Genomic DNA, 23,823 nt, shown 5'->3' with positions numbered 1-23,823 from the left:
TTAATTCGAGCTCACAAAAGCGTCGGAGTAGAAATTTCTGTGTGGAAGGCCAAGCGTCACAAGTTTTTCTTTAGCCGATTGAATCATATGTTCGGAACCACATGCATACACGACCGAGTCAGCCAAATCGATACCATCATGCTCAAGCACATCCTGTACGTAACCCGTGCGACCTACCCAGCTGCTGTCAGGTCGTGATAGCACAGGAATGAAAGAGGCTGCCGGCAAACCAAGCTCAGGCTGCCAATAAATATCCTTGGCGTGACGCCCACCCCAGTAAACCCATACCTTTTTATTCACCGCGAGCTCGGGATCGGCTTTGAGCTGTTCAAGAATAGCTTTCACTGGCGCAATTCCAGTACCCGTTGCCAAAAACACCAGGTTTTCCGGAGAGGTGTTACGCAGGGCAAATGTACCCTGTGGCCCCTCCAGCCGGAGCAGGTCATTGGCCGCAAGCTCATCGAACCAATATTGGCTCATCACTCCGCCCTCAACCTTACGAATCTGCAGTTCCAACCTTCCATCCTGCCTGGGCGCATTCGCGATGGAGTAGCTTCTCCTAACACCATTTTTCCCGATGATGTCGACATACTGGCCAGGCATATAGTTCAGCGGATCTTTGGGCGGCAACCGCAAGACCACCTCGACCACATCGTCGGCCAGATGTCTGAATGAATCCACACGACAGGGAAGTGTTTTGCTCCTGATGTCCGCAAACTGATTCAAGTCTTCGATATCCAGCCGCACATCACTCAGCGCGGAACGACAACACGTCAAAATATATCCCGAAGCCAGCTCTTCAGAGGACAAGACGGATTCATGATGATGAATGACCTCGGTCTCACCAACCACCTGGGCCTTGCACACCCCGCACCGACCGGAACGACAGCTGTATTCGAGGATCACGCCTTGCTTTTTTGCGCTATCCAGAAGTGTTACGCCCGGTTCGCAGGAGAATGTTTTTTCGTTGGACAAGGTTACAGTTGACATCGCGCCCACAATTCGTTTCTGAAAATTCAAGTTGGAAAACACTGAAAATATACATCGGCAGCCAGCTTCTCGGCTCAAGCTTTACAAGATACATCACGCAGAGGGTGTTATCTCTGCGCTCAGGGCCAACACAGAGCATGAATGCATGTATCTAATATCACCCCTCACGCATTCGATGGCGCAGCACGATTTGGCGGTCGCTGACGTTGAAAAATGGCATAGCACCACCTTAGGCCCGTCGCTCCAGTCGTCATTCGAGGCATGACTGAAGGCATGAACGCACCAGGCACACAACCGATTGTGCTTTGTACTCGCGTCAGACTGGTTGCATTTGGTGCAAGCAACGATTAACTGACGGATTATACGGATATTAGAAGCTTTCAGTAACCTTTGTCGCCCCTCCCCCCTCTGAAACCATCTCAATCAGGAGAGCGGCGCGCTGCAACTAAATGATGTCGGCCACGCTTGAGGACAGCAAAAAACAGAAAAGGTTCACAAAATAGCTGAACGCTTTGGTTTTTTTCTATAAAATTACTTGCCCAATAAAAACCAGCTCATTTCATTTGCAAGGGACTCGCAAACTGCATGTCTAACACTTCAAAACGCTTGGTGCTTTCGTTTCTGGCCGCTTCGACACTATTTTTATGGGTTCCCCTCTATGTCGTTTACCTTGCACTCAGCGACGTAAACTTCAGCATAAAAGAGTTTTTTCTTTTCTCGCTGGTATTGACGGCTGCAGCCGGCAGCCTTCTTTTTGTCGCCTCTACAATTCTTGCTTGGCTACGCCTGACTTGGCTGGCATCCGGTGCGCTTTACCTCATTATATTCTGGACGTGCCTGTCAGGATTACTGCTCCCCTTAGCCGGTCAAGCGGGCATGCTCTCCCCCGAGGACCTTCCTATCGACTATCAAAACCTTGTGATAGTGGGTAGCCTGGCGCTGATCCTCACGTTGCTGACCTATACAAAAATCAAACCTGCAACTCAAGTATTCGTACTGATATTACTTTCAACTTCTTTAGGTTCCGCCGCATATAAACTTATCGAAACAGGATCATCCATGAGTCGCTTCTCGGGCCTTTCCAAAGACGATAACGTCATCGTTTTAAGTTTCGACGGCCTGGCCGGCAACTTGGCAAAACAGGTTATTGAAGAACATCCAGACCTGAAGCATGCATTCAAGGATTTTGTTTTTTATGACAACACCATTTCCGTAGCCCCAGCAACCGTCGCCTCGCTACGCGCCGAGGTATATGGAAATATAGATTTTAGAGCCTTGAGCTCCTTATCAAAAGACGTAGACAAGAAGCTGACTGAAAAACCGAATTCAATAAAACGCGAGCAACTCGCCTCCTCCGACGTTATGACCTACGGGGCGTACAGCGCGTTCAATGACGTGCTGTCGGATGTGATTATCCCTGGAACACTGATCGATAACGGTTTCAGCGAGCAAGCTTCTATTGCCTTGAACTTTTACCCGCATATCATGGCTCGCATAGGTTCGCCCATTCTGGCGAAACTCCTGGTCGACCCGCTTCGAGCCGTCAGACAGGCCTACCTACATGACTCAAGAGCGGAGCGGACATTGGTCCACCAAGGCCCGCTTTGGGACGCGCAGAATACCTTACAGCGCGACGACCTGATTGCACTGATTCAACATCTACATGTTACCAACTCCCGCCGCACAGTACGCTTCATGCACTTTCTGCATACTCACTTTCCCGCTGACTTCGATGAAAACTGCACGTACAAAAGTGACAGCAAAGAGTGGTTCACTTCGAACCAGAATACTCAAGGACTTCTGAATGAAACCTACTGCGCACTCCAGCAGACCGCGGCTTATATAGAAAGACTCAAAACCCTTGGGGTTTATGACCAGACAACCTTCATTGTAAAGAGTGATCATGGCGCGCCCGCCAATTACTTCGAGTCTGATCCCGACGGAATCACATTTAACGGACACTCTCTGTGGGGTTATAACCGATACCGCCCACTCTTGATGATGAAGACGCAATCCGCCATACATGAGGCAGTCATATATGACAGCGAACTTAGAAGCTTGGCAGATCTCGCCAGAACACTGTGCCTTCATGCACCAACCACTTCGCAATGCGCCGAATACGCAGGCGTGGATCTACTAAACTCAACACCTCAAAACAATGAAAATTTAATTTACTTGGATATCGTAAAAGATCAAACCTCCTCTTTTGATTTTGACACTCAGAAAACGGTTATCATCCCCAGAAATAATGATTTCTTATCAGCACTGAAATCCAGTAAGGCGATTACATTCAGAGCCTCTGAAATCACCCGATACCATCAACGTATACAGGACATTACTGAAATTCGGGATGCGTTGGAAAAATACCGCCAAGTAAAAGGGCGCTATCCGCTCAGCCAGGGATTTGACGGTTTGTATAGTATCTGGGGCAGGTCGGCTAGCGATTGGATACCAGGCTTGGCGCCGACCTTTATTAAGAACCTACCTCGAGACCCCGAGTTGAGCGAGGAGAAAACACCTCAATACATATATCGATCCAATGGCGTGGGTTACAAGCTTCTTGCACATGGCGCCGGCGCGTCCTGCCAGATTGCCTCAAGACTCAACCCAGAATTGATTGATCCGCTGCGCAAGTGCTTCGCTTTCGGCTACTGGAGCGAAGGCGCAGAAGGCTGGTAACGGTCCGCGGCACTAGCGAACCAACGATCACACCCGCTTACGGATAATGGGAAGGTAGTCATGCAGTCAGCCGTAATTTTTCTCGGGGCAGGCAAGCCCTTCCAAGGCGACGAGCACGCTGCCTTGCGCAGCGCTTCAGGCCATACGCGAGTCATCGACTGGCTGCTCCACGCCACTTCCTCGCGCGGGCCGGATGTTCATTTCGTGGGCGGCTATAAGGCCGACTCGATCAAGGAGCAGTATCCAGATTTCAACTACTGGATCAACACGGACTGGCAGGTGACTCAATCCGCTTATTCACTCCTACAAGTCGATCTGACAGATAAAATCAGATGCCTGGTCTCTTATTCTGACATCCTGTTTCGGCGCAGCCTGATCGATGCCATGATCGAGTCGCAAGCCGATATCAGCGTTGCCGTCGACAGTCACTGGCGAACCCGCTATGCGGGTCGTACTCGTTCAGACTTGGAGCGCAGCGAAAAAGTTTGCCTTTTCGGGCAGACAATCACCCGACTTGGGCCTGACATTCCGTGCAGCATCGCTTCGGCGGAATTCGTTGGGTGTGTACATTTTGGCCCGCGGGCAGTTCAGTATCTGCAAATATCCAAAGCTGACCTGCAACAGCGCTTCCAGAAGGGCCACCTCTCTGATCTTGTTGAAGCATTGCGCTGCCAGGGTATGAATGTACAGGCGGTGGACGTACAAGGTGACTGGGCCGAGCTCAACGAACCTCAGGACCTTGCGCATTTTGTATTGGGTACCAAAGCGCAGACACTTCGCCGCCTGCGCAGAATGGTCAAGTTGAGCCGAATCGAAGATCAAGTCAGTTTCACGGTGACTCAGTGGCGTAAAACTGCCGACTCACTGATTGGCACTATCCAGCAGAGCTTTCCTGATCAACATCTGGCTATTCGCAGCAGTGCGCTTTCAGAGGATGGGTTTGTCAATTCCAATGCCGGCGCTTATACCAGCCTGCTGAATATCGATGGCCGAGACTCGACACGCCTGAAAGAGGCTATCGAGCGCGTTATTTCCTCTTACAGCGATACCAACCCTGACAACCAGGTACTGGTTCAACCCATGCTGGAAAAGGTGCTCGCCAGCGGTGTCGCATTTACTCGAAGCCTGAGCAGTGGATCACCGTATTACGTTATCAATTATGACGACACCAGCGGCAGCACTGAATCGATTACCAGTGGCAGTAGTCACGATCACAAGACCTTGGTGATGAGGCGCGATGCTGACGCGCACAGCTCAAACATACCCAAGAGCCTGCAAAGCCTGCTGCCTGCGCTCAGGGAGATTGAATCTTTGCTGGGCTATGATTCCCTGGACATCGAATTCGCGATCACCGCCAACGCAGGACTGCATATCCTGCAAGTCCGCCCGATAGCAGTCGACCACTCTAAATGGGACGGCAGTGACCAAGACATTCTCAAGCGCCTGGATGATGCTCGTGAGTCGTTCAATCAGCTGCAGCGACCGGCGCCGTTCGTTGTGGGGCAACGAGCGCTGTTCGGAATCATGCCCGATTGGAACCCTGCGGAAATCATTGGAACCAAGCCAACCCCCCTTTCGGTCAGCCTCTATCAATACCTGATCATGGATGAAACATGGGCCACCCAACGTGCCGAATATGGCTACCGCGATGTTCGCCCCCAACCTCTACTGGTCAGTTTCGCCGGCCATCCCTACGTTGATATCCGCGCAAGTTTTAACTCGTTTATTCCAAAGTGCCTGGACGATGCACTGGCCGGCCGCCTGATTGACTTTTACTTGTCTTGGCTTGAGCACAACCCCCACCTTCACGACAAAGTAGAGTTCGACGTTGTTCCCACTTGTTTTGCCTTGGACTTTGATCGCTGGCGCCAGCGACTGATTTCGGATGGCGGATTTACGTATCACGAGATTGAACAACTGCGCGATGCCCTGAGGGACATTAGCCAGAGCGCCCTCGCACGCAACAAGCAGGACCTCGCCGTCATAGAGTCACTTGAACGACGCTTTGCACACCTTGCCTCATCCTCCGCGGCACCTCTCGAACAGGTCTGGACGCTACTACATGATTGTCGTCGTTACGGCGCTCTACCTTTCGCGCATTTGGCGCGCAGTGCTTTCGTCGCCGTAACGTTCCTGCGCTCTGCGGTCAGTACGGGGACCTTGACCGATAGGGAAATGGACGACTTCTTGGGCACTATCAGCACTGTCAGCCACACATTCACCCATGATGCGCTGAGTTGCTCCAAGGGCGAGATAAGCAGTGAAGACTTTATGCAGAAGTACGGTCATCTGCGCCCAGGCACCTATGACATCAACTCGCTCAGTTATCGGGCAGCGCCCGAACGATACCTTATACCTATCGTCAAGAGTGCAACTTCGCAACCTTCGTCCCCACAGGTCAACGGCCAATTATGGCAGCAGGCACGTCAACGATTTACCAGTGCCCTGAACGAGCAAGGTATTGCATGCAATAGCGATGAGCTGGAACTCTTTTTAAGAGAGGCTATCGAGGGACGCGAATACGCCAAATTTGCTTTCACCCGCAATCTTTCCCTGGCGCTAGATGCGCTGGTTGACTGGGCTGAGCCTTTGGGTATTACACGCGAAGACTTGGCTTATATTGAAATCCACAAGCTCATGGCATTAAGAAATTCAACCTTAAGCCCTCAAGAACTCACCCAAAGCATGCTCGCGCATGCCGCCCAAGGCAAAATCGAACATGAACAAATTCAAGTAATCGAACTGCCCCCGCTACTCTGCTCAGCAGAGGATTTCAACGTATTCCTCTATCCAGCGACACAGCCCAACTTTGTTGGCACGGGCGTAGTGCGGAGCACCTGTGTGGACCTTAGCCAAAGCGCAGACGAACAAGACCTTGTCGGCAAAATCGCAATGATTCCCCAGGCAGATCCCGGTTACGACTGGCTGTTCGGTCGACAGATTGGCGGGCTGATCACCATGTATGGCGGCGCCAACTCGCACATGGCTATCCGCGCGGCGGAGTTTGGCCTGCCGGCCGCATTAGGGATAGGGGAAGCGCAATATCGCTCACTGGCAGCAGCGCATAGCCTGGAACTGGATGCTGGCAATCGGGCGATACGGGTGGTTCGGTAATGCGTATTGCAATCACACAACGTGTTGAATGGATCCCCGGGTACGACGAGCAGCGTGATTGCCTTGATCAACGCTGGACCACGCTCATGGAACCGCTGGGGATCGACTTGATACCGGTGCCCAATGGGATGACAGCACCGGGTGGCTGGCTAGAACGCCAAAATGTCGCCGGACTTATATTGAGCGGTGGTAATGATCTTGCTCATCTTCCCGGTGCCGCCAACGCTTCACCGGAACGCGACATCACCGAAGCAACTCTCTTGATCAAAGCCCGGAGCATGAACCTACCGGTACTGGCGGTTTGTCGCGGAATGCAGATGCTTAATCATTTTCTGGGTGGCAGCCTCACGTCGCTGCCCGGTCACGTTAACTGCACGCATGCAATATATGCATCGGCTCAGGCACCGTTGATGGCGGAATATCGACAGGTCAACAGCTTCCATAGCTGGGGCATTCAACCTGGGGACCTGGCAGAGAACCTGCTTGCTCAAGCTTGGGCAGACGATGGGTCCATTGAGGCATTTGTCCACAGCCAATTTCCCTGGGCAGCCATTATGTGGCATCCCGAAAGACCCTCCGTTAACTCGGCTATTGATGCGAAGCTCATTCGCCAGCTCTTCTTTTGCAAGGACACACCATGCGCGTAATTATCCTCGCAGCAGGCCAAGGCACACGATTGCGCCCTTTCACAGATGATAGGCCCAAGTGCCTGGTTGAACTGAATGGACGTCCGCTTCTACATCGCCAACTGGATATATTGAGGGCTGCGGGATTGACCGAGATTGCCCTGGTAGGCGGATATCGTGTGGATTGCCTTGAAGGTCAAGGCGTCAAAGTGCTGCACAACCCTCGCTTTGCCACCACCAATATGGTCTCTACACTTTTTTGCGCACAAGAGTGGATGGTCGACGGAGAGGATCTATTGATTGCTTATGGTGACATCATCTATGAACTATCAGTGCTTGAGAGCTTGCTGGATAGTGATGCCCCGCTAGCCATTTCAGTAGATCGAGAGTGGCGCAGGTTTTGGGAGATCCGCATGGAAGATCCTCTATCAGATGCCGAGACCTTGAAACTCAACAATGATGACTGCATTACCGAGCTCGGCAAAAAGCCAGCGGACTATAGTGAGGTTCAAGGGCAATACATGGGCCTGATCAAAGTTAGGGGGGATTATGTAAAGGCGTTTCGCGCCACTTGGCACGATATGGATCGTAGTGTTTTGCGAGATGGCAAGGATTTCGACAATATGTACATGACAACGTTTATACAACATCTTATCGACACCGGATGGAAAGCTCGGGCGGCGTTCACTGATAATGGTTGGCTGGAAGTCGACACCGTCGAAGACCTGAATCAATACCACGATCTGTTTCGTGGCGGGCGCTTGGACACATTCATCCGTCTTAAGGACTAAGCATGTTTAATGCACTACGCAAAGTTCTTCGAGAATGGAGAGGTCTGCAAGCATTCAAGCGCATTCCACGCGAGGAACGCACACTGGTGTTCTATTCCGAAGGACGCGGATACTGGTCTTACTTCGAACCTATCTACAAGGCACTTCAGGCAAGTTACGGCGCGCCGATCTTGTACGTAACGTCTGCTGAAAACGATCACTTACTGGCCACTCCACTACCAGGAATGCGAGCCTTCTATGTAGGCGAAGGCAGCATGCGAACAGTCTTCTTTGCGACGCTGGACGCCGATGTCTTGTTGATGACTATGCCGGACCTGCAGAGCTTTCATATCAAACGCTCGCCGTTTCAAGTCCATTATGCTTACCTGCATCATTCGATTGTCAGTACACATATGATTTACCGCGCAGCCGCCTTTGATCATTTTGATTCAATCCTCTGCGTGGGGCCTCATCACGTTGCAGAAACCAGGACCAGGGAGAAACTACACGATCTACCCCAAAAAACCCTGGTACAGCACGGGTACGGGCGGCTCGATACGATCCTCGCAAGCGGCCGCCAAGGCCCTCGGATACATCACGGCGACCCCGTCCAGGTACTGGTAGCACCCACATGGGGTGAAAATGGATTGATCGAGCGACACGGACTTGATGTGATCAAGCCACTGATTGATGCAGGCTTGAAGGTGGTACTGCGCCCCCATCCACGCACCCGCAAATTGGCACCGGCAAAACTCGATGAAATCGTTGCACACTATCGGCATGAGCCGCGATTTCGCCTGGATGAGGACAGCGATGCCACCATCTCCCTACTCGATTCGGATATCATGCTCAGCGACTGGTCGGGTGCGGCTTTGGAGTTTTCGTTGGGGCTCGAGCGTCCGGTCATATTTGCAGACGTTCCACGCAAAGTGCTGAATCCAGAATACACAGCGATCGGCATCGAACCCATTGAAGTACAAGCACGCAAGCAATTAGGCGTTGTGGTCCCAACGGATGAGTTGGCAGAGCTGGGGAAAATTGCATGTACCATGGCTGCTGATTCAAAAAAATGGCAAACGGCGCTGAGCGATATACGTAAGTGCTGGATTTATAACGTAGGGCAAAGCGGCGATACAGCTGCTGCTTATTTGGTTTCCTTAATTAAATAATGATGGGGCGTAGTTCATGGAAAAATCGATTTTCTCAATCGTCACCTTGCTGTGTTTGGTGATCTTGCCAATCAATGCATTCGCCTACCTGGACCCAGGTACCGGCAGCGCCATGCTCCAAGGCATTCTAGGCGCATTGGCGGCGATCGCGATGGTCATGAAACTATACTGGCACCGATTACTGCGTATGCTAGGCCTGCGCAAAGACGTCATGAAGAAAGAAACTGACACTGAGAAAAAATAAGCTATTGATATCTACGAGTCGCCCGTCGCAATATTCAGTGCGCCGGGTGCTTGCGGGCACGTACTTACCTGTGAACTGAAATATGATCCCGCCAAATGAAGTCAAACAGCACTCTCATGCCATCACTTATAAATAATATTCAAAACTATTGGCTCTGTTGCTTTCTGGTATTGCTTACTCAGGTGGCGCAAGGGGCAGATAAGCAGCCCCCCTCGCTTTCAAATACAAATGTGCAACTGGCCTTCAACTTATCAACAGGCTCCGTCCAGCATTGGACACTCCCGCAACTGCACGGTGCATCCAGCCACGCACAAGACATGGCTGCCCCCAAGGGAGAGTTGTTCTTGTTGAGCGGGGAGATTGACGGTAGGCCTTTAAGTGAATGGCAGCAGCTCGCAGGCGGCTGGAAGGTAATGGACCAACAACCAGATGCCATAGTACTTGGCCTGGAAAGTCCCGATATACCCTTCAGCATCAGGAAGACGTGGCGCTTACTGGTAAACCAATGGCGTGTCGATTTCGCTCTCGACCTTGACCTCAAGAACCTTAAGATAAACCCGGCCAATAACCTTTTCCTACAAGTCGGACCCGGTATTGGAGAAACTCCCGCCACCGGCCTAGGCATGGGGCAAAGTATTTATTCGTTTACTGAATTGGTCTATCGCAACGCAGAGGGCACCAAGACAGTTCGGTTAAACGATACCGACTTGCCGAACGGATACGCATCTGACGAGGCAGGCCACTGGAGCTGGGTAGGTCTTCAAAGCCGTTACCTGGCCCTGATTATGGCGCCCTCCAACGATCTCTCGAAGCGCGCAACCTGGCATGCCAGCATTCCGCAAACCTCGGATGTCGATACCGAGCATGCCTCATTCCAAACATCCATCAGTATTCTTCTACCTATTGGAGAACCGGGTAGCCAACCCATGCAATCCTATCAATGGGCCGTGTTTGGAGGCGGTAAAGCGTACTCGGCACTTGCCGCTCAAGCGCCGGATCTAGACGGATTACTGTTTTCCGGATTGTGGGATTGGATGCGATGGTTGAGCTTGACCATCATGCATCTATTGCACTTCATTCAGCAAATAGTTGGCAGCTGGGGCGTCGCGATTATTCTACTGGCGGCACTCGTACGCTTGGCAGTATTCCCAATTGCCAAGAATGCGATTCTGGCACAGAAGAAGTTCACGGCTATTCAGGCGCGCATCCAGCCTGAACTGCAAGAGATTCGCAAAAATTACAAAGGAGGGGAGCAAAGTGAAAGAATCCTCCAACTTTACGAACAACATAAAATCAGCCCTCTGGCAGGGTTAAAACCACTTTTAATCGTTTTTATTCAAGTGCCTGTATTCATTTCACTTTACCATTTACTGGGACAAACATTTGAACTAAGGGACGCGTCTTTTCTATGGATGAAAACACTGGCTGAGCCCGATCAATTATTTTCACTGGGCGTAGACCTGCCCCTATTTGGCTCATATTTCAATTTACTACCCGTGCTGATGACTCTAACAACTATACTTAGCATAAAACTAAACCCAACAACCTCTCCCGAGGGAACGTCATCGCTGCGCCAAAGCCTCCCTACCGGGCTGATGGGACTGGGGTTCTTTTTACTGTTCTACTCCTTTCCTTCTGGAATGGTGCTGTACTGGACGGTTGCCAATATTCTGCAGGTCCTCCATCAAAAAATAGCGAAGGTAACCTGAGCCCATGATGATCGAGCGCTTTATCAGCAGCTACTTGCCAGCAACACCGGCACCTTGCAAATACGACGTCTACTTTGACACTGCATCCGCATTGCGTACCGCAGCAGCGTCCGCCGAATGGACGGATGAGGTGCACCAAGCTATGCAGTTCCTATCAAAACGTGTTGAGATTTCCAAGCACCTCTACGAGAGCTACCACGAGAACGGAACCAAGGCGTCCACAACCCTTTTGGCGGGTGAATTGCAGCCGTTAGCGCTGACACTACTTTTCAAGGACTTCTGCCGCTTAGCCGACGATGGAAAAACGGCCTGTGCGGTCAAGAGGCTTAACGCCGTACTGAAGCTTCTTGACAGTCTGGCGTCGGGGAACATTCCAGTGGAGCCAACCCTGGTAAATCTGATCGATGTCGAGGCCGAACGGTTTCTGACAAGGCTTCCGCACGCCGATACACCGCCCTCGAAAACTCTCGCAAATACCCAGGCGCCGGTTAATGCTGGAACGCTCCCGATCACTGTTTTATTTTGGGAGGGGCCCATCGCTCGTGCGTACTTGGCAACCCTGAAGAGCATGGGCTTGAAACCTGAAAAAATCATTCACCTGATATCAAAGAATGATCTAGTCTCCCGAAAACCGATCGGGCGCTTTCTACCAGGTAGTTTGAAGTTGGCTTATGCCCATTCGAGACAAAAAAACAGCATCCATTACTGGTCAACAACAATACGTAAGACAGAAAGCTCTCTTTATCAATCGATCAGAAATACCGTTTCCGACAAACTGGGTTTTGCGGACAAGGACATAGACGAAGCATTAGCACTGTGCGATTTGAGTGATTATTCGCTTGACGTAGAAACGCTGATGATAGAAAACCTAGCAGACAGTGCGCTTTACGAACGACTACTGGAGCTTGCGCAAACACAGCTGTTATTCACCGGCGGCGGAATCGTGCCGAAACGGTTGCTGGAAATCACCACACTCAAGTTCATTCATCTACACCCGGGCCATTTGCCGGAAGTGCGCGGTGCTGATTGCGTCCTGTGGTCATACCTGATGAAAGGACGCACCTCTGCGACATGCTTTTACATGGCGCCGGGAATCGATGATGGTGATGTCATCCTGGCGAGCTACTTGCCTTCACTGACTCCGAACCTGGAAGTAGCCAGCATGGACGTGAGGACGCTTTACAGAGCCACCTATGCGTTTCTCGACCCATGGGTCCGCTCCTATGTACTGAGGCAAGCCCTGATTGAGACAGCGGGATTTACGCAGGTTGTAGCCTGTCCGCAAACCGAAGATACAAGCGTGACTTATCACTTTATGCACGATCGGATTAAACGAATTGCGCTTGCCCAATTGTTCGCCGAGCCCCTACCACATTGATATAGGTGGCCCCCGGCGAACTGTAAAGATGAATTTTTCCTGCGCAAGTTGTCTCGAGCACTGTCGCTGATTTGGCAGCGCGATCGAAACATTCATGAGGGTTCAAGTTAAGACCGGTAAGCCCGACAGACACCGTCCTATACCTTGTCGCGCCTTGCGGCAACGGCAGATCTTACCAGCGCTATGCAGATTGCAAGCACAGCTCCACCAACCAAGCCAAGCAGCACGATAAGCAGGCGATTTGGGCTAGCTGCCGCCAACGGCTCCAAGGCCTGCTGATCGACAGTCACTAACTTCAAGCCCGTCATATCAATGTTCAGACTACTCAAACGGGTCATCTCTGCGCGCAATGGTTCGACACCCGCGAGAAAAATATCTTCATTTTTTCGTGTGCTCAGTACTTCCACCTCGCGATTAGACGCCAGCAGCTGAAGCTCTTTGGCTATTTGAGCGATACGAGCGTCAGTGAAGTCATCCGATTTACGTTGTTTCAGCGCTACGAGCTCAGCGTTAAGTGCCTCTACCCCCATGAAAAATAGCGGTATTTGCTGATTATTAACCTCGGTACGCATTACACTGCTGGCGCCGGCATTGCGGGACTCGCCAAGCGCAGAGGGGGTGGTCGGCTTTTGTATACCTAAGGACTTGGCAATCTCGATGGCTTCATTCAACTGAGCGATACGATCATCGCGTAACGCTTTCAACTGTGAACGAAGCGCTTTTAACTCATCCTGCAACTGTGCGCGCTTCAGCGTGTCGCGTTCCCCCAACGAAGCGATTTTGGCCTCTTTCTCTACCTCATAATTTGATCGAGCCGAGTCAAACTTACCTTTCAATTCATTGATTCGATTTTTGACGATTACATCCAAGTCGGCAGAGATCCGCTGACGCTCAATAACGATGGCATAGTCGACAAAGCCGTTAAGAATAGCGACACCATCGATACCTTCGGGATAAGTCATCTCAAGCTTGACGTAGGCGCTCAGCGAGTTTTTCTTATCCGCGTCGGGAAGTATCAAATGAATCGAGTTACGGTTGAACGCCTCAAAGCTTTGCTCCAGGGTTTGGCCGGGTTGCACAAACCGTTCAAATAGCTTTTGATTGGCTCTGAAGAAGGCCAGGCGAGTATCGTATGACTCAAGCGCAGCACCTACTTTAAGAAGCGCCTCAGCGGGAGGAAGCTGGTAAATCTCAGACCGATTCAACGCATCAAGATCATTAATAGCGGCAGGACGCAATACTGAACTGATTTTATATTCAGGAGTTGCCAGAAACGCATAGCAGACTGCAATTAACCCGCACCCTAACGTAACCAGAAGCAAAAGCTTTTTTTGACGCCAGACAGATTTAGAAAGCGCGACGACATCTATTTCGTCGGAGGACCGTACCGGGGGTGCGCGGAAACTACTACTCACAACAAAAACCTGCCTTCAAAGAGAAACTGCGGGCTCGTTATGCAGACAAATTTGTGTTTTTTACTCTAATTAGATGACCGCCAAAACCCAGCGTCTCTGCCAAATTTTGAGCGCACAAAATGCCCGTTATCGAGAACAGATTTCATTTTGCCATCTCGCTGACATATTACAAGGCTTGACATATCTGTAAGGCGCTTCCTATGCGGCTAGGGAGAACCCTTACGAGTCATCTGCGACGTTAGCGTAATAAAGATGAAACGGCGGTGCTCAATGATATGGCGAGAAAACCGGCGTATAGGCGAGACATCATCTTCATGCTGTCTGAAATTCCAGAATGAACAGATGAAAAAAAACCGACAGACGGTAAGAACGTTTCCATTCGCTTCCAGCGGCGCAGAGCGCGCCAGCTAGGATTGAGCGCTCTGAATCGGCTTACGTCGCCAACTACGCATCATCATGCCCAACAGCGGCCCTATGAGCATGCCGACGATCAGCGCCAGCACCACGAATATTGATACGGGAAACTGTCCGCTTGCCTGACCCAGTAAAGACAGCGACACACTCTGCTGGTTTTCAAGCACAAAGGCCAAAACCATAAAAGCTACAAGCAACACCACGACCACCAGTGCAACGCGCTTAACCCCACGCATAACCTTCTCCTACCCCAAAAACACTCAGACGCCCTCTTCCTCTTCTTCGTTCACCCGGTCCCGCAATTCTTTGCCCGGTTTGAAGTGGGGAACGAACTTTCCGTCGAGGCTGACGGATTGGCCGGTCTTTGGGTTGCGGCCTACGCGTGGTGCGCGGTAGTGCAGGGAGAAACTGCCGAAACCGCGGATTTCGATGCGATCTCCGGTGGCAAGGCATTGGGACATTTGCTCAAGCATGGTCTTGATAGCCAGCTCCACATCCTTGGATGACAGCAGCCCTTGATGGGTGACAATTCGTTCGATCAACTCCGACTTCGTCATATTTTTCCCTTCTTTTTCAAGCAGCTAGGAAAAGCGCTTCAAAGGTTTTAGCATGACTTGATGAATTTGAACAGCCCGTGCATAAACTAATATACGACTGAATAAACACTGGCGAACAAAGCTCCTTAGGCTATTTGCAGATTACGAGCATCTTGCGTGTGACCGCTCCTGCCGGGTTCCATCCAAACAAGTAGTCGCCTTCTTCATCCTTGGCGTCGCTGGAGCGCGTGATAACCTTGTAGCCCTGCATCTTGCACTCGCGTGCAGCGCGCTTCTCGCACTTCTCCCACTTGTTGCCTAGGCCCGAGCAGTCGATCTCGACACCGCTGACGCCGCGCTTTGCATAAGTTTTTGCATTGGTGGCGGCGCACCCCGCAAGCATTACCAGGGCGAGCACTACGATAAGCCTGTTCATCCGAATCCTTATGAAACAACAGCGTTGGTGGCGTCTCTTTAAAGACTATAGTCACTTCCGACACTGAGCTGAACGCGTTGGTTCTAAGTTGTTGATTCAACAAATTTCAGGCACAAAAAAGGGCGACCGAAGTCGCCCTTTTCCTACAGCTTTTACAGAACTTAGTTCTGCTTAGCCATTGCTTCGCGCAGCAGGGAGGCCATGGTGGTCTCGCCTTGTGCAGCTTCTGGAGCCGATTTCAGGCTCTGGATAGCTTCTTTCTCTTCCACTTCGTCTTTCGACTTGATGGAGAGTTGGATTACGCGGCTCTTGCGGTCAACGCTGATGATCTTGGCTTCTACTTCCTGGCCTTCTTTCAGAACGTTGCGCGCGTCTTCAACGCGGTCACGGCTGATTTCGGAGGCTTTCAGAGTCGCTTCGATATCGTCGGCCAGAGTGATGATGGCGCCTTTAGCGTCAACTTCTTTCACAGTGCCCTTAACGATTGCGCCTTTGTCGTTCTCTTGAACGTACTCGGAGAACGGATCGCTTTCCAGTTGCTTGATACCCAGGGAGATGCGCTCGCGCTCTGGGTCAACCGACAGGATAACGGTGTCCAGCTCGTCGCCCTTCTTGAAACGACGAACAGCTTCTTCGCCCACTTCGTTCCAGGAGATGTCGGACAGGTGAACCAGGCCGTCGATGCCGCCGTCCAGACCAATGAAGATACCGAAATCGGTGATCGACTTGATGGTGCCGGAGATTTTATCGCCCTTGTTGAACTGGCCAGAGAAATCTTCCCATGGGTTAGATTTGCACTGCTTGATGCCCAGGGAGATACGACGACGCTCTTCGTCGATGTCCAGAACCATAACTTCCACTTCGTCGCCGACTTGTACGACTTTCGAAGGGTGGATGTTTTTGTTGGTCCAGTCCATTTCGGAAACGTGTACCAGGCCTTCCACGCCTTCTTCCAGCTCAGCGAAGCAGCCGTAGTCGGTCAGGTTGGTAACACGCGCGGTCACGCGAGTGCCTTCTGGGTAACGTGCTTTGATAGCAACCCATGGATCTTCGCCCAGCTGCTTCAAGCCCAGGGAAACGCGGTTGCGCTCACGATCGTACTTCAGAACCTTGACATCGATCTCGTCGCCAACGTTGACGATTTCGGAAGGATGCTTGATACGCTTCCAAGCCATGTCGGTAATGTGCAGCAGGCCATCGACGCCACCCAGATCGACGAATGCGCCGTAATCGGTGAGGTTTTTGACGATACCTTTGACTTGTTGGCCTTCCTGCAGGGATTCCAGCAGAGCTTCACGCTCGGCGGAGTTCTCTGCTTCCAGGACGCTGCGACGGGAAACGACAACGTTGTTGCGCTTCTGGTCGAGCTTGATGACCTTGAATTCGAGTTCTTTGCCTTCCAGGTGCGTGGTGTCGCGCACTGGACGAACGTCGACCAAAGAACCTGGCAGGAACGCACGGATGCCGTTAACGTCGACTGTGAAGCCGCCTTTAACCTTACCGTTGATAACGCCCTTGACCACTTCTTCAGCTGCGAAGGCTGCTTCGAGAACAATCCAGCATTCAGCGCGCTTGGCTTTTTCACGGGACAGCTTGGTTTCACCGAAACCGTCTTCAACCGAGTCCAGAGCAACGTGAACTTCGTCACCGACATTGATTGTCAGATCACCAGCATCGTTGTAGAACTGTTCCAGCGGGATCAGAGCTTCAGACTTCAGACCAGCGTGAACGGTTACCCAGCGAGCTTGGTAATCGATATCAACGATAACACCGGTGATGATGGAGCCTGCCTGAAGGTTCAGGGTTTTTAGGCTTTCTTCAAAGAGTTCCGCAAAGCTTTCGCTCATTTTAATTCCTGTTGATAAGGGCGAAGAATACGCCCATCTCCACACCCCAGACGGTGTGGGTCAGTTTCAATTAAAAGAAGCACCACAGGACTATGACTGGTCCCCTGCAGCCTTCTTGGTCACCCGGCGATATCGCGAATGGCGATCTCGCTCCTGATGCGTTCCAGCACCTGCTCGATGGACAACTCCGTGGAATCCAGCTGTATGGCATCGGCCGCCGGTTTGAGCGGGGCTACTGCGCGCTGGGTATCACGCTCATCGCGTGCACGGATCTCATCTAGCAGACTCGACAGACTAACACCATCGACTTTGCCCTTCAACTGCAAGTAGCGGCGGCGCGCCCGTTCCTCGGCGCTGGCTGTCAGGAAAATCTTCAACGGCGCGTCGGGAAACACCACAGTCCCCATATCGCGCCCATCGGCGACCAGGCCCGGCGGCTCCTGAAACGCCCGCTGACGCTGCAGCAGGGCATCCCGTACGGCCGGCAACGCAGCCACCTGTGACGCTCCGGAGCCGACATCTTCAGTGCGAATGGCATCACTGACTTCGTCGCCCTCAAGAATGATGCGCTGCAGTTGACCGTCTGTCGCCGCGATGAATTGCACATCCAGATGAGCTGCAAGCTGGGTCAGCAACGCCTCATTGGTCAGGTCGACCCCGTGGTTACGCGCGGCAAACGCCAGCAAGCGATAAAGCGCGCCGGAATCCAGCAGGCCCCAGCCAAGGCGCTTAGCCAGGATGCCGGCGATCGTGCCTTTACCCGAACCGCTTGGCCCGTCGATGGTTATCACCGGTGCTTTGATATTCACAATTGAGCCTCTTGGGCAACACGGATGCCGACTTGGGCACACAGTGTAAGAAAATTCGGAAAAGACGTAACAACATTGGCGCAGTCATGGATATGAATCGGCGCAGCTGCCCGCAACCCAGCCACACTAAAGGCCATGGCAATGCGATGGTCCCCATGGGCATGAACCTCACCCCCCGCCATCGGGCCGCCGTCAATGATAAGCCCATCAGGGGTGGCTTCACACTTCACGCCCAGCGCCAACAGACCGTCGGCCATGACCTGGATACGATCAGACTCCTTGACCCGCAACTCTTGCGCGCCGCGTAAAACGGTTCGCCCTTCAGCGCACGCCGCCGCGATAAACAACACGGGAAACTCATCGATCGCCAACGGCACCAGGGCCTCGGGGATTTCAATACCCGTCAGCGCAGCCGCACGCACCCGCAGGTCGGCTACTGGCTCGCCACCCACTTCACGGGGATTTTCCAGCGTGATATCCGCGCCCATCAGCCGCAGGATATCGATCACGCCGGTGCGTGTCGGATTGATGCCAACATGCTCCAGCACCAACTCGGAACCCTCGGCAATCGAAGCAGCCACCATAAAGAACGCCGCCGACGAGATATCCCCCGGCACTTCAATATGGGTCGCCTTGAGCGCATGGCCGGATTCAACCGATGCCGTCGCCCCGTGCACCGCCACGGGATAACCAAAGCCGCGCAACATACGCTCGGTATGATCACGGGTTGACACCGGTTCAGTCACCGCGGTCTTGCCATTGGCATACAGACCGGCCAGCAGCAGGCAGGATTTGACCTGGGCGCTGGCCATCGGCAGTGTGTAGGTCAAACCCTTCAGGGACTGGCCACCGCGAATGGTCAACGGTGGTCGCCCTTGCGGGCCGGTTTCGATCTGCGCGCCCATTTCACGCAGCGGCTCGGCCACGCGGTTCATCGGGCGATTGGACAGGGACGCGTCGCCAGTCAATACGCTGTCGAAGCTTTGCGCAGCCAGCAACCCACAGAGCAAGCGCATGGATGTGCCGGAATTACCCAGATAAATCGGCCCCGGCGCAGGTTTCAGACCGTGCAGCCCCACCCCATGGATGACCACGCGACCATGGTGCGGACCCTCGATCACCACACCCATGTCGCGAAACGCCTGCAAGGTCGCCAGGGCATCTTCGCCTTCAAGAAAGCCTTCGATTTCGGTCACGCCGTCGGCCAATGAGCCCAGCATGATGGAGCGATGGGAGATCGACTTATCCCCGGGCACCCGGATACGCCCGCTGAGGCGGCCACCTGGATTGGCGAGAAAGGTCAACGCATCGGCGCTCACAGCGGTTTCCATATAGGCCCGGCGAGCCAGGATCTTGCTGAAATGTTCACGCGCCACCCGCGCACGGGTGAACACGCCCAATAATTGATGGCCATCCCCGGCGTCGACCGCATCGCGCAAAGCGTCGAGATCGCTACGGAAGGTGTCCAGGGTGCGCAACACCGCCTCGCGATTGGCCAGGAAGATGTCGTGCCACATCACCGGGTCACTGCCGGCAATCCGCGTGAAATCGCGGAAACCACCGGCGGCGTAACGGAAAATCTCAAGGTTCTCGTTGCGCTTGGCCAACGAATCCACCAGGCCAAAGGCAAGTAGATGCGGCAAATGACTGGTCGCCGCCAGCACTTCATCGTGCCGCTCGACCTGCATATGCTCCACATCCGCCCCTAGCTCGCGCCACAGACGATCCACCACCGCTAAGGCCGCCGGATCCGTTTGCTCAAGCGGCGTCAGGATGACCTTATGCCGGCGGAACAACTGCGCATTCGACGCCTCCACCCCGCTCTGCTCGGAGCCGGCAATCGGATGCCCAGGCACGAAGCGCGCGGGCATGCCGCCAAAGGCCCGTTGCGCCGCGCGCACCACATTGCCCTTGGCACTGCCGACATCGGTCAGGATCGCTTGCCCCAGGTCCATCTGAGCCAGCACTGCAAGCAGCTTTTCCATGGCCAGGATGGGCACGGCGAGCAGGATCACGTCAGCACCTTTACACGCGAGCGCCAGGTCGGCTTCACAGCGATCCACCACGCCCAACTCAACGGCCAGTTGGCGCGATTGCGGGTCCAGGTCGACGCCCACTACTTCACCGCACAGCCCGCTTTCACGCAGGCCCTTGGCGAAGGAACCGCCGATCAAGCCCAGACCGACTACCACCAGGCGACCGATCATAGGCACAGCAGGTTGCAATGCAGTGACATCAACCACGAGGCAGAACCTTGGCCAACGCCTCCAGGAAGCGACTGTTTTCAGCCGGCAAGCCGATGGTGATACGCAGGTGGTTCGGCATCCCGTAGTTGGCCACCGGGCGCACGATCACACCTTCGCGCAGCAACCCTTGGAATATCGGCGCAGCCACTTGGCCCAGATCGACACAGATAAAGTTGCCCTTGGACGGAATCCAGCCCAGGCCCAATGCGCGGAAGCCATCCTGCAACTGCTGCATACCGCTTTCATTGAGGCGACGGCTTTCTTCCAGGTAGTCGACATCCTTCACCGCCGCACAGGCCGCCGCCAGGGCGAGGCTGTTGACGTTGAACGGTTGGCGCACGCGGTTCAGCACATCGGCGACCACCGCGCTCGACAGGCCATAGCCCACCCGCAGCGACGCCAGGCCATACGCCTTGGAAAACGTGCGCGACACCAGCAGGTTCGGATACGCCGCGAGGAAATCCAGGCCGTCCGGCAGATCGCTGCCTTCGGCGTACTCGATGTAGGCTTCGTCCAGCACCACCAGCACATGCTCCGGCACGTCCTGCAGGAAGTCGTTCAAGGCTTCGGCACCGAACCAGGTGCCGGTGGGGTTGTTCGGATTGGCGATGAATACCACGCGGGTCTGGGCGTCGATGGCCGCCAGCATGGCCGGCAGGTCATGCCCCCACTCCTTGGCTGGAATCACCCGCGCCTCGGCACCAACGGCCTGAGTCACGATCGGGTAGACCGCGAACGCGTGCTCGCTGAACACCGCATTCAGGCCCGGGGCCAGATAAGCACGGCCTACCAACTCAAGAATGTCGTTGGAGCCGTTGCCCAGGGTCACCTGGTTCAGTTCCACACGACATTGCTCCGCCAACAAGGACTTAAGTGCGAAGCCATTGCCGTCCGGATAACGGGTCAGCTCCGCCAGCTCTTCACGAATCGCCGCCAACACCTTGGGGCTTGGGCCCAACGGGTTCTCATTACTGGCCAGCTTGACGATGTTGGCCGGATCCAGGTTCAACTCGCGCGCCAGCTCGTCCACCGGCTTGCCCGGAACGTAAGGCGACAGTTGTTGCACGCCCGGCTGAGCCAGGGCGAGGAAGTTGCCACTCATGTTAACGCCTCACAAAACCGCTTTCGGGTAGGAGCCCAGCACCTTGAGTGCCACGGCTTCCTGACTGATTTTCTCGAGCACGCCTTTGACCAGCGGGTCGCGGTGATGGCCGACGAAATCGATAAAGAACACGTAGGTCCATTTACCGCTGCGCGAAGGCCGAGTCTCGATGCGCGTCAGATCGATCCCGTTGTCATGGAACGGCACCAGCAGCTCATGCAGGGCGCCGGGCTTGTTGCTCATGGACACGATGATCGAGGTCTTGTCGTCGCCGGTCGGCGGCACTTCCTGATTGCCGATCATCAAAAAGCGCGTGGAGTTGTCCGGGCGGTCTTCGATTTTTTCCGCCAGGCGCGTCAGGCCGTACAGGCCCGCGGCCATATCCCCAGCGATCGCCGCTGAGTTCCACTCGCCCTTGACCCGCTTGGCCGCTTCGGCGTTGCTGGACACCGCCACGCGCTCGACATTCGGGTAGTGGGCATCCAGCCACTTGCGGCACTGAGCCAGGGACTGAGCGTGGGAATAGATGCGGCTGATGCTGTCGGTCTTGGTGTTCTCGCCCACCAACAAGTGGTGGTGGATACGCAGCTCCACTTCGCCACAGATCACCATGTCGTGTTCAAGGAAACTGTCGAGGGTGTGGTTGACCGCACCTTCGGTGGAATTCTCCACCGGCACCACGCCAAAATTCACCGCCCCGGCCGCCACTTCGCGGAACACTTCGTCGATCGCCGCCATTGGTTTGCTGATCACCGCGTGGCCGAAGTGCTTCATGGCCGCCGCTTGGGTGAAGGTGCCCTCAGGACCGAGGTACGCCACTTTCAGCGGCTGCTCCAGGGCCAGGCACGACGACATGATTTCACGGAACAACCGCGCCATCTCTTCGTTACCCAACGGGCCCTTGTTGCGTTCCATTACACGCTTGAGCACTTGGGCTTCGCGTTCAGGGCGGTAGAACACCGGCACTTCGCCTTCGGCCAGGGACGCCATCTTCACTCGCGCCACTTCCTGGGCGCATCGCGCGCGCTCGCTGATCAGCTCCAGGACTTTCTCGTCCAGGCTGTCAATGCGAACGCGCAGGGCCTTGAGTTCTTGTTCAGACATTAGCCGTGTTCCTTTTCGAACTCTGCCATGTAGGCCACCAGCGCGTTGATCGCGTTGATGTCGACAGCGTTGTAGATGGAGGCGCGCATGCCACCTACAGAACGGTGGCCTTTGAGGTTGAGCAGACCGCGTTCGTCGGCACCGGCCAGGAACGGCTTGTCCAGGCGATCATCGGCCAGGCGGAACGGTACGTTCATCCACGAGCGATCCGTTTTGTTGATCGGGTTGCTGTAGAGGCCGCTGGCATCGATAAAGTCGTACAGGGTGCGCTTCTTCACTTCGTTAAGCTTGCCCATGGCAGCCACACCGCCCTGCTCCTTGAGCCACTCAAACACCAGGCCCGACAGGTACCAGGCGAACGCCGGCGGCGTGTTGTACATCGAGCCGTTATCGGCCGCGACCTTGTAGTTGAGCATGGTCGGGCACAGCGAGCGGGCGCGGCCCAGCAGGTCTTCGCGGATGATGTTGACCAGGATGCCGCTCGGGCCGATGTTCTTCTGTGCGCCGGCGTAGATCATGCCGTATTTGGACACATCGATCGGGCGCGAGAGGATGTCCGAGGACATGTCGCACACCAACGGGACGTCACCGACTTCCGGCACCCAGTCGAACTCCAGGCCTCCGATGGTTTCGTTCTGTACGTAGTGCACGTAGGCCGCGTCCTTCGACAGCTTCCACTCGTTCTGACCGGGAATCGCGAAATAGTCGTAAGGCTTGGCGGTGCCCGCCACATTGACGTGGCCGTAGCGCGAAGCCTCTTCAATGGCTTTCTGCCCCCAGATACCGGTGTCGATGTAGTCCGCAGTGCCGTCTTCCGGCAGCAGATTCAGCGGGATCTGGGCGAACTGCTGACTGGCGCCGCCTTGCAGGAACAACACTTTGTAATTGGAGGGGATGTCCAGCAAGTCGCGCAGGTCCTGCTCGGCCTTGGTGGCAATGGACACGAACTCATCGCTGCGATGGCTCATTTCCATCACGGAGAGGCCTTTTCCATGCCAGTCGAGGAGTTCACCCTGCGCGCGCTGCAGGACTGCTTCAGGAAGCGCCGCGGGACCGGCACAGAAGTTATAGGCTCTCTTGCTCACATCCAATCTCACTCTGATCTGGTGGGGCTGCAATCATGTTCGGTAACAACCTTTCTCTGGAGCGAACCCTTGTGGGAGCTGGCTTGCCGGCGATAAGGGCACCTCGGTAGCGCAGTGATACCGCGGCGCTGCCATCGCAGGCAAGCCAGC

19 protein-coding genes are annotated in these 23,823 nt (G+C 54.1%); 8 read left to right on the top strand and 11 right to left on the bottom strand.

Annotated elements, in window-relative coordinates:
- Nucleotides 1-990: an FAD-binding oxidoreductase gene (locus HRH33_RS09110; RefSeq protein ID WP_167416556.1), complete on the bottom strand. Its 990-nt coding sequence runs from the start codon at nt 988-990 to the stop codon at nt 1-3.
- Nucleotides 991-1,575: 585 nt separating this feature from the next.
- Between HRH33_RS09110 and HRH33_RS09105 the strand changes: the two genes are divergently transcribed.
- The 8 genes from HRH33_RS09105 to HRH33_RS09070 all read left to right on the top strand — a co-directional run bounded on the left by HRH33_RS09105 (nt 1,576) and on the right by HRH33_RS09070 (nt 12,679).
- A complete protein-coding gene (locus tag HRH33_RS09105; RefSeq protein WP_167416555.1) occupies nt 1,576-3,669 on the top strand; it encodes an alkaline phosphatase family protein in 2,094 nt (697 codons plus the stop codon).
- A gap of 60 nt (nt 3,670-3,729) precedes the next feature.
- Nucleotides 3,730-6,783, top strand: a complete 3,054-nt coding sequence (locus HRH33_RS09100; RefSeq protein WP_167416554.1) for a PEP/pyruvate-binding domain-containing protein — start codon at nt 3,730-3,732, stop codon at nt 6,781-6,783.
- Complete coding sequence (locus HRH33_RS09095; protein ID WP_167416553.1) at nt 6,783-7,430, top strand: gamma-glutamyl-gamma-aminobutyrate hydrolase family protein; 648 nt, start codon at nt 6,783-6,785, stop codon at nt 7,428-7,430. Before HRH33_RS09100 ends, HRH33_RS09095 begins: the two co-directional genes overlap by 1 nt.
- Nucleotides 7,421-8,200, top strand: coding sequence for a phosphocholine cytidylyltransferase family protein (locus tag HRH33_RS09090; protein WP_094064543.1), 780 nt, complete (start codon nt 7,421-7,423; stop codon nt 8,198-8,200). Before HRH33_RS09095 ends, HRH33_RS09090 begins: the two co-directional genes overlap by 10 nt.
- 2 nt (nt 8,201-8,202) lie before the next feature.
- Entirely contained in the window at nt 8,203-9,348 is a 1,146-nt protein-coding gene (locus HRH33_RS09085) for a CDP-glycerol glycerophosphotransferase family protein (RefSeq protein WP_094064544.1), read from the top strand.
- Between the two features lie 16 nt (nt 9,349-9,364).
- Nucleotides 9,365-9,592: a hypothetical protein gene (locus HRH33_RS09080; protein WP_094064545.1), complete on the top strand. Its 228-nt coding sequence runs from the start codon at nt 9,365-9,367 to the stop codon at nt 9,590-9,592.
- 95 nt (nt 9,593-9,687) lie between these two features.
- Complete coding sequence (gene yidC, locus HRH33_RS09075; RefSeq protein ID WP_167416551.1) at nt 9,688-11,301, top strand: membrane protein insertase YidC; 1,614 nt, start codon at nt 9,688-9,690, stop codon at nt 11,299-11,301.
- A 4-nt stretch (nt 11,302-11,305) separates the two neighbouring features.
- Nucleotides 11,306-12,679 carry a formyl transferase gene (locus HRH33_RS09070; RefSeq protein WP_167416550.1) on the top strand — a complete coding sequence of 458 codons (1,374 nt, stop codon included), beginning with the start codon at nt 11,306-11,308 and terminating at the stop codon, nt 12,677-12,679.
- A 137-nt stretch (nt 12,680-12,816) separates the two neighbouring features.
- On the opposite strand, the gene HRH33_RS09065 is transcribed toward HRH33_RS09070, so the two are convergent.
- The 10 genes from HRH33_RS09065 to serC form a co-directional block, all read right to left on the bottom strand.
- Nucleotides 12,817-14,094, bottom strand: coding sequence for a Wzz/FepE/Etk N-terminal domain-containing protein (locus HRH33_RS09065; RefSeq protein WP_167416549.1), 1,278 nt, complete (start codon nt 14,092-14,094; stop codon nt 12,817-12,819).
- A gap of 407 nt (nt 14,095-14,501) precedes the next feature.
- Nucleotides 14,502-14,744 carry a lipopolysaccharide assembly protein LapA domain-containing protein gene (locus tag HRH33_RS09060; RefSeq protein WP_167416548.1) on the bottom strand — a complete coding sequence of 81 codons (243 nt, stop codon included), beginning with the start codon at nt 14,742-14,744 and terminating at the stop codon, nt 14,502-14,504.
- A 24-nt stretch (nt 14,745-14,768) separates the two neighbouring features.
- Nucleotides 14,769-15,065, bottom strand: coding sequence for an integration host factor subunit beta (gene ihfB / locus HRH33_RS09055; protein ID WP_003189779.1), 297 nt, complete (start codon nt 15,063-15,065; stop codon nt 14,769-14,771).
- A 130-nt stretch (nt 15,066-15,195) separates the two neighbouring features.
- Nucleotides 15,196-15,480, bottom strand: a complete 285-nt coding sequence (locus tag HRH33_RS09050; RefSeq protein WP_123480433.1) for a hypothetical protein — start codon at nt 15,478-15,480, stop codon at nt 15,196-15,198.
- A 161-nt stretch (nt 15,481-15,641) separates the two neighbouring features.
- Nucleotides 15,642-17,327 (bottom strand): 30S ribosomal protein S1, encoded by a 1,686-nt coding sequence (rpsA, locus tag HRH33_RS09045; protein ID WP_034096538.1) that lies wholly within the window; start codon nt 17,325-17,327, stop codon nt 15,642-15,644.
- Nucleotides 17,328-17,446: 119 nt separating this feature from the next.
- Nucleotides 17,447-18,136: a (d)CMP kinase gene (cmk, locus tag HRH33_RS09040; RefSeq protein WP_094064551.1), complete on the bottom strand. Its 690-nt coding sequence runs from the start codon at nt 18,134-18,136 to the stop codon at nt 17,447-17,449.
- Nucleotides 18,133-20,343 (bottom strand): bifunctional prephenate dehydrogenase/3-phosphoshikimate 1-carboxyvinyltransferase, encoded by a 2,211-nt coding sequence (locus tag HRH33_RS09035; protein ID WP_244962439.1) that lies wholly within the window; start codon nt 20,341-20,343, stop codon nt 18,133-18,135. The genes cmk and HRH33_RS09035 overlap by 4 nt, the downstream gene beginning before the upstream one ends.
- A gap of 28 nt (nt 20,344-20,371) precedes the next feature.
- Nucleotides 20,372-21,484, bottom strand: a complete 1,113-nt coding sequence (hisC, locus tag HRH33_RS09030) for a histidinol-phosphate transaminase (protein ID WP_167416546.1) — start codon at nt 21,482-21,484, stop codon at nt 20,372-20,374.
- A 9-nt stretch (nt 21,485-21,493) separates the two neighbouring features.
- Nucleotides 21,494-22,588, bottom strand: a complete 1,095-nt coding sequence (pheA, locus tag HRH33_RS09025) for a prephenate dehydratase (RefSeq protein ID WP_034096534.1) — start codon at nt 22,586-22,588, stop codon at nt 21,494-21,496.
- Nucleotides 22,588-23,673, bottom strand: a complete 1,086-nt coding sequence (gene serC, locus HRH33_RS09020; protein ID WP_034096533.1) for a 3-phosphoserine/phosphohydroxythreonine transaminase — start codon at nt 23,671-23,673, stop codon at nt 22,588-22,590. The genes pheA and serC overlap by 1 nt, the downstream gene beginning before the upstream one ends.
- Nucleotides 23,674-23,823 lie beyond the last annotated feature (150 nt).

This window comes from Pseudomonas rhodesiae (genome assembly GCF_013285305.1).
Classification (GTDB): domain Bacteria; phylum Pseudomonadota; class Gammaproteobacteria; order Pseudomonadales; family Pseudomonadaceae; genus Aquipseudomonas; species Aquipseudomonas rhodesiae.
This window is presented reverse-complemented; position numbering and strand designations above follow the sequence as displayed.

Bases quoted from the DNA above. Each gene is read 5' to 3' on its own strand.
- HRH33_RS09110 (WP_167416556.1), bottom strand. From the start codon at position 990: ATGTCAACTGTAACCTTGTCCAACGAAAAAACATTCTCCTGCGAACCG.
- HRH33_RS09105 (WP_167416555.1), top strand. From the start codon at position 1,576: ATGTCTAACACTTCAAAACGCTTGGTGCTTTCGTTTCTGGCCGCTTCG.
- HRH33_RS09100 (WP_167416554.1), top strand. From the start codon at position 3,730: ATGCAGTCAGCCGTAATTTTTCTCGGGGCAGGCAAGCCCTTCCAAGGC.
- HRH33_RS09095 (WP_167416553.1), top strand. From the start codon at position 6,783: ATGCGTATTGCAATCACACAACGTGTTGAATGGATCCCCGGGTACGAC.
- HRH33_RS09090 (WP_094064543.1), top strand. From the start codon at position 7,421: ATGCGCGTAATTATCCTCGCAGCAGGCCAAGGCACACGATTGCGCCCT.
- HRH33_RS09085 (WP_094064544.1), top strand. From the start codon at position 8,203: ATGTTTAATGCACTACGCAAAGTTCTTCGAGAATGGAGAGGTCTGCAA.
- HRH33_RS09080 (WP_094064545.1), top strand. From the start codon at position 9,365: ATGGAAAAATCGATTTTCTCAATCGTCACCTTGCTGTGTTTGGTGATC.
- yidC (WP_167416551.1), top strand. From the start codon at position 9,688: ATGAAGTCAAACAGCACTCTCATGCCATCACTTATAAATAATATTCAA.
- HRH33_RS09070 (WP_167416550.1), top strand. From the start codon at position 11,306: ATGATGATCGAGCGCTTTATCAGCAGCTACTTGCCAGCAACACCGGCA.
- HRH33_RS09060 (WP_167416548.1), bottom strand. From the start codon at position 14,744: ATGCGTGGGGTTAAGCGCGTTGCACTGGTGGTCGTGGTGTTGCTTGTA.
- ihfB (WP_003189779.1), bottom strand. From the start codon at position 15,065: ATGACGAAGTCGGAGTTGATCGAACGAATTGTCACCCATCAAGGGCTG.
- HRH33_RS09050 (WP_123480433.1), bottom strand. From the start codon at position 15,480: ATGAACAGGCTTATCGTAGTGCTCGCCCTGGTAATGCTTGCGGGGTGC.
- rpsA (WP_034096538.1), bottom strand. From the start codon at position 17,327: ATGAGCGAAAGCTTTGCGGAACTCTTTGAAGAAAGCCTAAAAACCCTG.
- HRH33_RS09035 (WP_244962439.1), bottom strand. From the start codon at position 20,343: ATGATCGGTCGCCTGGTGGTAGTCGGTCTGGGCTTGATCGGCGGTTCC.
- hisC (WP_167416546.1), bottom strand. From the start codon at position 21,484: ATGAGTGGCAACTTCCTCGCCCTGGCTCAGCCGGGCGTGCAACAACTG.
- pheA (WP_034096534.1), bottom strand. From the start codon at position 22,588: ATGTCTGAACAAGAACTCAAGGCCCTGCGCGTTCGCATTGACAGCCTG.